The sequence below is a fragment of the Salinibacter sp. 10B genome, from assembly GCF_002954405.1.
In the GTDB taxonomy this organism is placed as follows: domain Bacteria; phylum Bacteroidota; class Rhodothermia; order Rhodothermales; family Salinibacteraceae; genus Salinibacter.
In genome coordinates this window covers 2,186,039-2,198,440 of record NZ_MQWC01000004.1, presented here as the reverse complement: position 1 = coordinate 2,198,440, position 12,402 = coordinate 2,186,039, and the positions used below count along the sequence as shown (strand labels likewise).

9 protein-coding genes and 1 pseudogene are annotated in these 12,402 nt (G+C 60.2%); 7 read left to right on the top strand and 3 right to left on the bottom strand.

Going from position 1 to position 12,402, the window contains the following annotated elements; genetic code table 11:
• Window positions 1–194: 194 nt before the first annotated feature.
• The 3 genes and pseudogenes from BSZ35_RS19235 to BSZ35_RS19870 all read left to right on the top strand — a co-directional run.
• Window positions 195–440, top strand: coding sequence for a hypothetical protein (locus tag BSZ35_RS19235; RefSeq protein WP_146110042.1), 246 nt, complete (start codon window positions 195–197; stop codon window positions 438–440).
• Between the two features lie 821 nt (window positions 441–1,261).
• On the top strand, window positions 1,262–2,059 hold the full coding sequence (locus tag BSZ35_RS09145; RefSeq protein ID WP_181149263.1) for a prolyl oligopeptidase family serine peptidase: 798 nt from the start codon (window positions 1,262–1,264) through the stop codon (window positions 2,057–2,059).
• Between the two features lie 135 nt (window positions 2,060–2,194).
• Window positions 2,195–2,611, top strand: a pseudogene (locus tag BSZ35_RS19870) (transposase); the annotation flags it as partial.
• A gap of 19 nt (window positions 2,612–2,630) precedes the next feature.
• On the opposite strand, the gene BSZ35_RS09135 reads toward BSZ35_RS19870, so the two are convergent.
• A complete protein-coding gene (locus tag BSZ35_RS09135) occupies window positions 2,631–2,885 on the bottom strand; it encodes a DUF4277 domain-containing protein (RefSeq protein ID WP_105012141.1) in 255 nt (84 codons plus the stop codon).
• A 659-nt stretch (window positions 2,886–3,544) separates the two neighbouring features.
• Here BSZ35_RS09135 and BSZ35_RS09125 point away from each other — a divergent pair.
• A complete protein-coding gene (locus BSZ35_RS09125) occupies window positions 3,545–3,931 on the top strand; it encodes a hypothetical protein (RefSeq protein ID WP_258096170.1) in 387 nt (128 codons plus the stop codon).
• A 125-nt stretch (window positions 3,932–4,056) separates the two neighbouring features.
• On the opposite strand, the gene BSZ35_RS09120 is transcribed toward BSZ35_RS09125, so the two are convergent.
• A complete protein-coding gene (locus BSZ35_RS09120) occupies window positions 4,057–4,554 on the bottom strand; it encodes a methylglyoxal synthase (RefSeq protein ID WP_105012139.1) in 498 nt (165 codons plus the stop codon).
• 755 nt (window positions 4,555–5,309) lie between these two features.
• Window positions 5,310–6,281 (bottom strand): ring-cleaving dioxygenase, encoded by a 972-nt coding sequence (locus tag BSZ35_RS09115; protein WP_105012138.1) that lies wholly within the window; start codon window positions 6,279–6,281, stop codon window positions 5,310–5,312.
• A gap of 622 nt (window positions 6,282–6,903) precedes the next feature.
• On the opposite strand from BSZ35_RS09115, the gene BSZ35_RS09110 reads away from it, so the two are divergent.
• From BSZ35_RS09110 to gmd, 3 genes are all read left to right on the top strand, one after another.
• Window positions 6,904–9,990: an SLBB domain-containing protein gene (locus BSZ35_RS09110; protein ID WP_258096169.1), complete on the top strand. Its 3,087-nt coding sequence runs from the start codon at window positions 6,904–6,906 to the stop codon at window positions 9,988–9,990.
• 191 nt (window positions 9,991–10,181) lie between these two features.
• Window positions 10,182–11,168: a GDP-L-fucose synthase gene (locus tag BSZ35_RS09105; RefSeq protein WP_105013798.1), complete on the top strand. Its 987-nt coding sequence runs from the start codon at window positions 10,182–10,184 to the stop codon at window positions 11,166–11,168.
• A gap of 81 nt (window positions 11,169–11,249) precedes the next feature.
• The gene (gene gmd, locus BSZ35_RS09100; protein ID WP_105012137.1) at window positions 11,250–12,368 is read left to right on the top strand and encodes a GDP-mannose 4,6-dehydratase; all 1,119 of its coding nucleotides are present in this window, start codon (window positions 11,250–11,252) and stop codon (window positions 12,366–12,368) included.
• Window positions 12,369–12,402 lie beyond the last annotated feature (34 nt).

Sequence of the window (12,402 nt, the reverse complement as noted above, 5' to 3'; positions counted from 1 at the left end):
GATGTCGGAAGAGATCGAGTTTACTGCAAAGCCAGAACTTGGCTACTAGATGCTGGAGCGCACCTTACCAACGAGGTTCCCCGGTGCTGGGTCACCGGCGACAGTGATGACTATGGAAGCAACCGAACCATTCGGCCGCGGCTCGAAGAGCAGAAGCAATCCTTTGTTCTTGCACTTCCATCCAGCGAATCGCTGTGGGAGAGGCCGATCTGGAAGGTGTTGATGACTACCAAATGAAAAGACTCGAAAGACAGGTACTTGACGTTCCACATCCTTGGGCCTACTGGCCCAATTTTGAAAAAAGAATAGTGGCAAGGCTTCCAAAGATTAGCGACCATCAAGCATGGAATGATACATTGCGTCAAGTTGCAGGGTATCGTGCAAGCGAGAAAGGAATAGACCAATTCGTCGATGATTTTATCTCCGTCGCGGCTGAATGACATAAGTTATAGATTAAGTTTTATGCAGTTTATAATTTAAATGTTTGGTTTTATAGTGCAATAAATTTACATCTTTTGTGTCGATATCAGACGGCGCCATGACAGAAGAGGCAAGTTCTAAACGCCAAGTATTCTTGCCCGGGAGCTCCCGAAGATAGGAAGAACTGTAGAGTAACGTGGTCAGTTACCTTCCGAAAGCGGACCAGAGTGAGTGGAGGAAGAAGTTCCACCGGACCTACCTGGTCCCCCATCGGTCACCTATCTCCGACAGATTATGAAGAGGTACACCCGACACTCGCTCCCCCTCCGCCGGGGTAACCAACCTCGAAGTGTTACTCTTAGATTGTACAAACATTGGGTTATTAATCGTAATATTTAGGCCCTTGACACGAATCTCTTTCGTTCGGATCGCCCGCAATGGGCACGAGCCAGTAATTTGCAGTCGATCTCGCCGAAGATGGAAGTAGAGAAACGAGAATATTGTGGCCTACACACCCTTTACACATGTAATGATTGCACAATGTTAAAGGGTGTATATCTGACCTACGCTGGGCTGACAGTGGGGGTGTCGAAAGTCGTGTACACCATTCACGAGACCACTCTCATTTTAAGGAATCTCACTCATCTGTCGCGGCGTGAAAGCCGTCGACTGTCCACTAAAGCGGATCAACTCCACCTTTATCGGTTACATCTTGATGATTTATCGAATGGACAAGCTTACTAGACGAGCGTTCGTTTTACTCTTCCTTCTTTTGGTTATGGGGTCGACGCTAGGCGGATGTCGTACATTTCGGGTAGACGAGAACACTTTTATTCAGCCGATGCCGGGACTCTCGAAAACAGCTGTCACCGACAGCCTTGGAACGGCCTACTCGCTCCAGTACCATCGAATTCCGGTAGACGACGCCGAGTTGCAAGCCGCATACATCCAGCATCGTGATGCAATGCGGACAGTGCTCTACTTCGGGGGAAATGGCTTTCGACTCTGCGAACACGGATTGGAAATCACCCAAGCCCTTACGGCCCCTATCGATGTGAATCTCTTACTTGTGGATCATCGGGGATACGGCAAAAGCACGGGGATGCCCACCATAGAGCGCCTTAAAGAAGACGCCCTTGCCGTATACGAGTATGCAATAGATACTTTGGAGACTCCGCCCGAGAGCCTCGTCGTGCATGGGATGTCCCTTGGAAGTTTTTTGGCGGGCCACGTGGCAGACCACCGATCGACTGCCGGTGTTGTGTTGGAAAGCTCAGTCACCACGGTGGAGGAGTGGGCGGATTCGGTAGTGCCCTGGTATTACAAGCCGTTCGTTCGGATCGAGATTGAAGGAAACCTGCAGGGGGTAGGCAATAAGTATACCGTACGAGATCTCGACGAACCGCTTCTATTGCTGGTTGGGTCGGACGATCGGCAGACAAAACCCATGCTGTCTCGGAAGATCTATAAGGAGTCGACGCTACCTGAAGAAAGGAAGGAACTGCATGTACTAAAGGGGGCGAGGCACGGCACTGTAATACAGCACCCACGGTTCGCCCGCATCTATGAGCAATTCCTTATACGTTCCGCGACCCCGCTGGATACAGCGAGTCACTCCGCCACAACGGTTACCCAGTAGGGTTTTTTGCCGTGCAGATTTGAACCGTTCCAGCCCCTCTTCTGCGTGTAGGTGACAAATACAGCTAAGAACCTCTAACAAAACTTATTTTGACATCGGGAGTCCAAGGTGCTTTCCGACCTAACTTCTACGCCGATGGTCAAGACTCTTTTGCCCGATGCCCCCTGGGAAGCGATTGAGCCGCTTCTCCCTCTCGAGCCACCGAAGCCGAAAGGCGGGCGGCCCCGCGTTCCAAACCGCGCGGCCCTAACCGACTTCCTGTTCGTGCTCCAAAGTGGCCTCCCTTGGGAGCTTCTCTCTTAAGAGATAGGGTGCGGCTGTAGGATGACTGTTGGCGCCGCCTGCGCGACTGGCAAGAAGTTGGCGTGTGGGAGCGACTCCACCAAGTGTTTCTTGACCAGTTAGGCTGCGCCGACCAGATTGACTGGTCGCGGGCTTCGGTCGACTCGCAGTCAATTCCGGCCATCGGGGACTGGGAAAGGGGAACTTGCCACCGGCCCGAACCCGGTAGATCGCGGGAAAGCGGGAACGAAACGCCATCTTGTGGTTGATCCGACCTTCCGCACCCCCTTTATGTGGGGTAGGAGGCATAAAGAGTCTCGTTTGGAAGTGTCTCAAAGAACTGTGTGGTCAAATACAACCGCTGCTCAATGAATCCTAAGCCATTGAAGACCATCGCCTTTACGGCCTTCCCGACGGAGACTTTGCGTTGCTCGGTGTCCTGCAAGATCCGGCTGTCGATCTCCTCCCCGATCTCAAGCTCGTCGTACATCCCAGCCACCAGACCGAGATGATCTAGAATCTTGCTCTCGTAGGTCTGGCTCATCAGGCATCGTTGGATTGGGTTGCGGGATTCCTCAATATATCAGATCGACCTCGAGAGAGTACGGAAAATCAGATCATCGGCGATGTAAGTTGAGGCCCGTTCAAGGGTGCGGAAGGTCGGTGTGGAGGGAGGCGGTTGCAGCGAGGCGGCGCTCTAAGGTCGCGAGACTCAGATCATCGGCCCGGGCGCCGAGATACAAACCGATTGTTTTTGGCTTGGCCGGGAGCCACTCCCGATCCACCCGCTTGCACCAGTGCCGGAAGTCTTCCAAATCCGCAGCATACGCTCGAATGGTGTTCTCCGCTTGGACTTGGGCGGCAAAGTCCTCCTAAGAACTTGTTTTAATTTACGCCCGTCTCCACATCCAATGCCGATATTTTCGTAGACCAAAAGCACATCGGAGCGTATACGCCTGCATCCCCGGCGGGGAGGAACGGGTCCGCAGTCGTAGCGTCCTGCCGAACTCACAGCGTGCGAAATTAAAACAGCTTCTAAGGACGAAGAGCGGCCTCCGTAGGCCCTCCATCCATTTATCGTCGGTCATTTACACGAGCAGGGTTGTCGGCGTCCCTCCTTCGGCATAGGTTGGCTTGACGTTGTTGTCGAAGCGACTTTGCGGCAGCGCGCATAGACTTTTGGACCAACCACACGGTATTCTTATGAGCGATCCTGGAATTGAAGCACTCAGCGAGGCGGCCAATGAGAACGACGAAGCGGCATGTCCCGTCACGCTGGTTGTGAGCGGCAACATGGTGACCGGTCACATCGTGGGCAAAGCGACCTTTGAGGCCGATACGACCCGCATGGTCGAGATGGCCCGTGAGCAGGCCGGTGCGGAGAATGGCGCAATCGACGCGATGGACAATCTGATTTCCGCCATGATGGGGGCCGTGGAAGGCGACGACGAGGGCGAGTACGTCCACGTGTCCGTGCAGGAGGTTATGACGGGGGCGGAGGCCATCCACCTCGGCGGTTCCGTCTTTCGGTTCCGCGCGAGCGAGATCGAAGGCTTCACAATCGGCACGGTGGAGACGAAAGAAGGATAGCGCTCGTACGGATTTGTCCATCCTTATGCGCCCTGCTGCCTCCATTCAACGGGGAGGGGGCATGGGCGAAGGAGCGCATCGGTCCGGGGGAGTGCGGCGCCCCACCGGGCGTCGCAGCCGGAAGACTACTTGGAAGAGCCGTCCGAGGAGGCCTGTTGCACGGTGTCCACGTCGCGGTCCTGGTAGTCGCTAAGATCCTCGACCGGACGTTCGTATTCGTCCTGCATGAGGGGCGAGGAGAAGAGGAAGTCGGCCGTGGCGCGCGTACAGGCGATCGGGACGTTCCACACCGCCGCGATGCGGAGCAGCGCCTTCACGTCGGGATCATGGGGCATTGGCTCCAGCGGATCCCAGAAGAAGATGAGGATGTCGATGGTGCCCTCCGCAATTCGGGCGCCGAGCTGCTGATCGCCGCCGAGCGGACCGCTTTGAAGGCGGTTGATGTCAAAGCCGATCTTGTCTTGCAGCAGGCGTCCCGTGGTGCCGGTGGCGTAGAGCTCATGGGTCGAAAGGCGTCCCCGGTTGTAGTCCGCCCACTCCAGCAGGTCGGGCTTTTTGTTGTCGTGGGCCACGAGGGCGATGTTCTTCTTCTCGTTCATCGTGCGGGTGGCAGGGGAGGCCATGGTGGGGCGGCCGCGGGGGCCGGAGTGGTGAGGGAACAGTGTGCGTTTGCTTCGAGATTTCCAATCTCTTCCGTTGAGCAGGAGATCCGGAGGCCGGGGGATGGGAGCGCTTTGCTTCACAAAAAACCGGAAAGGGGACGCGAAGCCCTTTCTGCCTGTTCGTACGAGTGGTGCTATTGAATGCACATGAAATAGCTTTCAACGTTAGAAAAGTGCTCCGTCGTCGCCCCAGGGAATCTGAGATTCCCAGAGCCTACCCAATCAACGAATAGACTTCCCCGCCCGGCTGGATGGCTCCAAGTCAAGCTTGAACATCTCAGAACGGCTTGTGCTATAGTGCAAAATATGTGCAAGGCCCTGGATATAACCTCATTCCAATAAAACCAGCACCTTTGTCGCTCCAAGCTTGACTTGGAGCCTATCCAATGATCGATGGGACCTCTCCGTCCGGTTGGATGGGCTCCAAAGCGAGTTTGGACATCTAGATGTCCAGGAGCGACGGGGAGGGACCATTTCTGGCGTTTGGAGATGGCCCCACATGCTGTCCATATATAGCTCACCGCATTCTCAGATTTTCAGGAGCGACGAAGATGGTGTTGTCTATGGTATTGAGGTTACATCAAAGCTCTACAAATACCATCCTTCAATAGCACCACTCGTGTTGGTCCCCGAAGCGCCGTTGCATGCCAACGACGCTTGGGAAGGGGATCCGTTTGGAGAGAAGGGATCCCACGGAGTGCTGCGGGCGGACGCCACTACGGCACGGTGATGTCGGCGAGCTGAGCCTCCACCTCGTCCCGCCGGTCCTGTAAGAAGGGGGGCAGCATCAGCTTCTCGCCGAGCGAGTCCACCGGCTCGTCATGGAGGAAGCCGGGCGGGTCGGTCGCAATTTCGAAGTTGACTCCGTTGGGCTCACGGAAGTAGATGGAGTGAAAGTAGTTTCGGTCCTTCATCGTCGTGGGCGCGTGCCCCGCATCACGGAGGCGCCGGCGGAGGGCCTGTTGCTGGTCGTCATCGGTAACCCGGAATGCCACGTGGTGCACCGTGCCGTAGCCCCAGCGGCCCTCGTGCATGTTGGGTTCGTTGTAGAGGTCGATAAACTGCGCGTGCTCGGGGCCGTCCACCCGAAAGCGGGTCCAGTCCCCGTCCTGCGGCGTCGGCTGGCGGTCGACCTGCTCGTAGCCCATCAGTTCCAGCACATCGGCCGTGAGCTGGGCGTTGTCGGGGTGGAGAGTCACGCCGTGGAAGCCGCGCAGGGCATGCTCGGCCGGGACGGGCCCGTCGGCCCACGGCTCAATGTCGGAGGTTCCCGTGATGAGTTCGAGGGGTTGGCCGTCCGGATCCTGAAACTGGACCACCGTACGCCCAAACCGCTCCGTGACCGGATAGAGCGTTGCCTCTTCGGTCGCGTCGAGCCGGTCGACCCAGTAGTCGACCGCCCCGTCCGGAATGGTGAACGCCGTGGCGGTGGCCTGCCCGCGGCCCACCTGGCCCTGCTGAATACTATGATGGGGTTTGAAGGTGATGACCGAGCCCGGCGTCCCGGTTCCATCGGCGTAGTAGAAGTGATACATCGTTGGTCCGGTGAAGGCCTCGGACGGATTGTTGAATAGGACCGTTTGTTTTACGAGCCGGAGGCCGAGGACGCCGGTGTAGAAATCAATGTTTGCCTGAGGGTCGTGGGCGTACGCGGTGACATGGTGAATGCCGGAAACGGACGGAGGCATGATAACGGTAGAGGACAGTGAGTTGAAACGAGAAAGGAAGCGCTTCCAGGTGCGAGTACTTAAACGATGAGTCTCCTGTTTGTGCCCAGGACGAGGGAAAATTTCAAGAGCGACGAGAGGGGACCGAAGGGGTCAGTGCTCCAGGGGGCTATGCAGTCGTGCGGAAGAGGGGCGATGCTTGGGGCCGCACCCGATGGTTCCGAAGCGGTCGCTTGGATAGACGATCTGCGGAGTGCGTCGCGTCCGACACGCAATTTCACGATCCGCTATACGGGTAGCGAAGATTTGAATAAGTTGAGGGCGGATGTGCGGCTGCTATTCGCGTTTCCGACGTGTGGGGCTTACCAAGTATTTCTGGCGGGTCCTCTGAATATGCGGATGTTGCGGGGACTCCGCGCTAGACGCTGTTTGACTTTATACGTTGAGAGCCTGGCGAGGCACGGTAACTACGGAACCGTTCCTCCCAGGCGGGGAAGCAGACGTACACGCTCCGACCCGCGTTCGGTCTGCGAGAACCTGGGCAGCGGATGGGGCGACGAGCGCACAGGAAAACAGGGTCTCCGTCCTCCCTCCACCAGAGGGGTCGTGTATCAGGTCTTTTCGTTGGATTGGTTCCTCGTTCATGCAACGCGTCGGCGCCGGACTTTGTCTCGTTCTCTTGGCTTTCTTCGTCGCTGGGCCGGTCTCGGCGCAGCAGCAGGAAGATCTTCCGGAGGCAGCCCAAGAAGAACTCGAACAGCGGGGGATGACCGTTGAGCAAGCCCAGCAGCGCCTCCGCCAGCTGGGCCTCGATCCATCGCGCCCACAGGAGGCCGCGCGCCGTGCGCGCCAGTTGGGCGTGCCGCCGGCCCGTGTGCAGGCCCTTTTGCAGGCGGCCCGGGCCCGTCAGGACACCACCGGAACCGACTCGCTCGGGGCCCAGATTCCCGTCAACCCGCCGTTTCCTGTACTGGCGGGGACGCCGCGGATTGAGCCCGACAGTATTGCGTCTGAGGAACTGCCCGTGGACGTAGAGGTGAGCGTGCCGCTCCGCAGTCGAAATCGCATCCAGATCGTGCAGCCCGGGTTTCTCACGGCAGGGGGCGACTCCGTGCGGCTCCGCAACGTGCAGCGGGTGCGCGGTTCCGTGATTGAGGGCACCTGGCGCGGCGACATCACCATTCCGGCGGACTCCAGTGCCGGGACGTGGACCCTCTTTGTTGGAGCGTCGACGCAGGACACGACCGTCACGCTGGCCACAGGCCGAAAGATCACCATTTTCCCAGAGGGCGAATTTCCGGAGCGTGACTCGGCCCGGGCCGACAGGGACACCCTGAAGTACTTCGGCTACGACACGTTCGACACCATTCCGGAGGCGTTCACCCCGCAGCCGACCGGGCCCACCGACGGCAGCTACATCGTGGGGCCGCAGGACGAGTTGCGGCTTACGGTGTGGGGCGGCGCCCAGTTTACGTACGAACTGCAGGTCGACCGGGCGGGTCGGGTGACGGTGCCCAACGTCGGACAGTTTACGGTGGCCGGCAAGTCGATGGATGACTTACGGCAGGAAATGAAGAGGTGGCTCTCCCGGAGCTACTCCGGGCTCACGAGCGATCCGCCCACGGTGTTCATGGATCTCAGCCTGACCCGGGTCCGGCCGTCGCAGATCTTTGTGTTGGGCGAGGTGGCCCAGCCGGGGGGCTACATGGTGAGCAGCTACGCGACTGTCTTTAATGCCCTTTACAGTGTGGGCGGCCCCCTTCGCCGAGGGACACTTCGCAACCTGAAGGTGATTCGAGAGGGGGAGCTCGTTTCCAACGTGGACCTCTACGACTATCTGCTGAAGGGGTATAGCACGAACTCCGTCCAACTGCGAACCGGCGACCACATTTTTGTGCCACCGCGGGGCAAGACCGTTGCGATTACGGGGGCGGTCAAGCGGCCGGCCTACTACGAAATGAGGGAGGGCGAGACGGTGGCCGACCTGCTTGAATTTGCGGGCGGGCTCAAGCCGAAGGCGTACGCCAAGCGCTTTCAGATTGAGCGCATCGTGCCGTTCTCGGAGCGCGAGTCGCCGTCGGTGGCCCGGAAGGTCATAGACGCCGACCTACAGGCGGTGCGGTCCGATTCCGCACAGGTCTCGCTGGCCGATGGCGACCGGGTGCGCATCCTCTCGCTGACCGAGGCCAAGGATCCAGCGGTGAAGGCCGAGATCGAGGCCGTGCAGGTGACGGGGGCCGTATTTCAGCCGGGGCAGTACGAGCTGGGACAGAACGTGCGCACCGTGAAGGACCTGATTGAGCAGGCCGACGGCCTCACGGGCGATGCGTACCGCGAACAGTCCGATCTCGTGCGCATCGACGATTCGCTGACCCAGACGGCACGTTCTCTGGACCTGGAGGCCGTCATGGCGGACCAGCCGCAAGCCAACCTCGTCCTCCAGCCGGGCGACAGCCTGCACGTGGCCTCCGTGCAAAAGATGCGGGCCGACCGGACGGTCGAGATTACGGGTCAGGTGCGCGATCCCGGCTCGTATCGCTTTCGGGAAGGAATGACGGTCCGGAGCCTTCTCCGAAAAGGGGGCGGGCTGACCGACGAAGAATACCTCAAGGGCGTCTTTCTCGGTCGCGCCGACCTGTTTCGCGTGTCGGCGAACGGCGAGAAGGAGCGCGTCATTCCCTTTCATCTTGGCGATGCGCTGGACGGAGAGGGAATGGCGTCTCGTACACTCCGGCCGGACGACGAGATTCGCATTTATCCGGCCACCGTTGAGCGTCTCGACGAGAAGTTTGTGCAGGTGAGTGGGGCCGTGCGCGACACCGGACGGTACACATACCGCGACAACATGACCCTCAAGGACCTCATCCTGCAGGCGAATGGGTTTACAGAGGGCGCCTCCCTGCAGGAAGTCGAGGTGACGCGTATGGTGGAGAAGAAAGGACAGGAAACCCTCCGGGCAAACACCATCAGTGTGCCCCTCGTGGAGGAGGGAACGGATCCGGAAGACGTCGACTTTTCGGTGGGGGACACGACCGAAGCCCTGCAGGCCGCCGCCGCGTTCCGGCTTCAGCACCGGGACCGCGTCTTCGTTCGGAAAGACCCGTCGTTCCAGCCGCAGCAGACCGTCACGGTGCGGGGCGAGGTGCGATATCCGGGTGAGTATACGCTTCTACAGAATAAGGAGCGGTTGTCCAGCGTCATTGAGCGCGCCGGCGGCATCCGGTCGAGTGGGTACCTGAAAGGCGGGCGCCTGCTGCGCGAGACCGAAGGCTCGGAAGACTTCTTCGCGCGGCGGTCCGGCGAGCAGGTGATCGTCGAGATGAAGCGCGCCGTGCAGGGGGATCCGGAGGAGGACGTGATCGTGCAGCCGGGCGACGAGATCGTTATCCCGACCCAGCCCAACACCGTGGCGATTCGGGGCAACGTGGCGAATGAGGGCCTCTTGAAGCACGAGGAGGGACGACGCGTAGAGTACTATCTGGAGCGGGCCGGCGGCGTGCGGCCCAATACGGAAGCCATCTTCCTGACCCAGGCGTCGGGCGCTACGTTCCAGGTCGACGCCGGCTGGTTCCGGCGGACCCCCACCGTGGACGACGGGGCCGTCATCCGGGTGGAGAAAGAGCCGGAGCGGGAGGAGCCGATCGACTACTCCGAGATTGCCTCCAACGTGACCTCGATCCTGTCGAGCGCCCTGACGGTCCTGGTGCTCGCAACGCGGGTGTTTAACTAAGACCCGCCTCGCTGATGGGGGGAAAGGAACTCTGGAGAGTGGGGAGGTTTGGCCAGGGACAGGTCGTCCACTACTGGATTCCTGTAGTTAGGCAGTACGTTTTTTTGGTTCTCGGCCATTGTACAGAGCAGAAAAGCTCAGCTCGGGAACGATTGTACTCTTCCTGATTGATGCTCGTAGCCGGAATATTTATGAAGCTGGAGTCTCCAGACGCAAAAATCTACGTTGCGGGCCACCGGGGGATGGTGGGGCGGGCCATCTGGTCGCACCTGGAAGAGGCCGGCTACACGAACCTCATCGGGCGCTCCTCCGAGGCACTGGACCTGCGGGACCCGCAGGCGACGCGGGCGTTTTTTGAGGAGGAGCAGCCGGACTTTGTGGTGTTGGCCGCGGCGCGCGTCGGCGGCATTTTGGCCAACGACCGCTACCCGGCAGACTTTATTGGGGACAACCTCGCGATCGAGCAGTCAGTCATTCAGGCCGCGCACGAAACGGGTGTTGATCGGCTGATTTTTCTGGGCTCGACCTGCATCTACCCGAAGCACGCCGACCAGCCGATGTCGGAGGAGAGCCTCTTGACCGGCCCGCTGGAGCCGACGAACCAGTGGTACGCGGTGGCCAAGATTGCCGGGCACAAGCTGTGCGAGGCTTACCACCGCCAGCACGGGGACGACATGTTGACCCTGATGCCGACCAACCTTTATGGGCCGGGCGACGACTTCGACCTGGAGACGAGCCACGTGCTGCCGGCGCTGTTGCGGAAGGCCCACGAGGCGAAGGGCGCCGCGCCGGACGGCTCGGACGCGCCGGTGACGCTCTGGGGCACCGGTGAGCCGAAGCGGGAGTTTCTCTACGCGCAGGATCTGGCCGATGCGGTGCGCTTTGTGCTGGAGACGCCGGAGGAGGCGATTCGGGAGGTGGCGCCGGAGGGCATGCTGAACGTGGGGGTTGGGGAGGACCTTTCGATCAACGACCTGATGGCCCTGATCCAGGAGGTGGTCGGCCACGACGGGCCGATTGAACACGACCCCTCGAAGCCGGACGGCACCCCGCGGAAGCTGGTGGACACGAGCCGCCTGGACGCGCTCGGCTGGGAGGCGGAGACCTCGCTTCGAGAGGGCCTCCAGAACACCTACGACTGGTACCGGAAGCACGAAGGCGGGATTGTTGCCGCCTAGCTGCTGCCGAGCTATTGCCTGGCGCCTCTCTTTCCCTCTTACTTTTTCTTCTTTCCCTTTTTGGACGCTGCTGAGGACCCGATGCCAACCGACAAAGAAGTCACGAGCAAAATTCCGGAGGACCGCGCGGGCGCAGACCGCCCGGTGGCCCTGATCACCGGTGTTACTGGGCAGGACGGCTCCTACCTCGCAGAGCTCCTTCTGGAGAAGGGCTACGAGGTGCACGGCATCAAGCGCCGGGCCTCGCAGTTCAACACCGACCGGATCGACCACATCTACACCGATCCCCACGAGGAGGACGTCGACTTTTTCCTTCACTACGGGGACCTGACCGACTCGACGAACCTGATCCGGATCGTGCAGGAGACCCAGCCGGACGAGATCTACAACCTGGCGGCCCAGAGCCACGTGCAGGTCAGCTTCGACACGCCGGAGTACACCGCGGAGGTCGACGCGCTGGGCACGCTTCGGCTGTTGGAGGCGATCCGGATCCTGGACCTGACGGAGAAGACGCGCTTCTACCAGGCCTCCACGTCGGAGCTTTACGGGGAGGTGCAGGAGGTGCCCCAGACCGAGGAGACGCCCTTCTATCCGCGCAGCCCGTACGCGGCAGCGAAGCTCTATGCCTACTGGATCGTGGTCAACTACCGGGAGGCCTACGGCATTCACGCCTCCAACGGCATCCTCTTCAACCACGAGAGCCCGCGGCGGGGGGAGACCTTCGTCACGCGGAAGATCACGCGGGCGGCGGCTCGCATTCAGGCCGGCCTGCAGGAGAAGACCTACCTCGGGAATTTGGATGCGGAGCGGGACTGGGGCCACGCCCGCGACTACGTGGAGGGGATGTGGCGGATGCTTCAGCAGGAGGAGCCGGAGGACTACGTGTTGGCGACCGGGCGGACGACGACGGTGCGGCGGTTTTGCGAGATGGCCTTCGAGGCGGCGGGGATGGAGCTCGTGTGGGAGGGCTCCGACGAGGACGAGGTCGGGTACGACGCGGAGAGCGGGCGGCCGGTCGTGGAGATCGACCCGCGCTACTACCGCCCGACGGAGGTGCATCAGCTGCTGGGCAAGGCCGAAAAGGCGCGCGAAGAGCTGGGCTGGACGCCCTCCCGCTCGCTGGAGCAACTGGCCGAAGAAATGGTCAACCGCGACATGGAAGACGCGCGAGAAGAAATCGTTGTTCAGAAGAATGGGTGAGGCGATACGTTTCGTCTCCTCCCCACCAATTTGT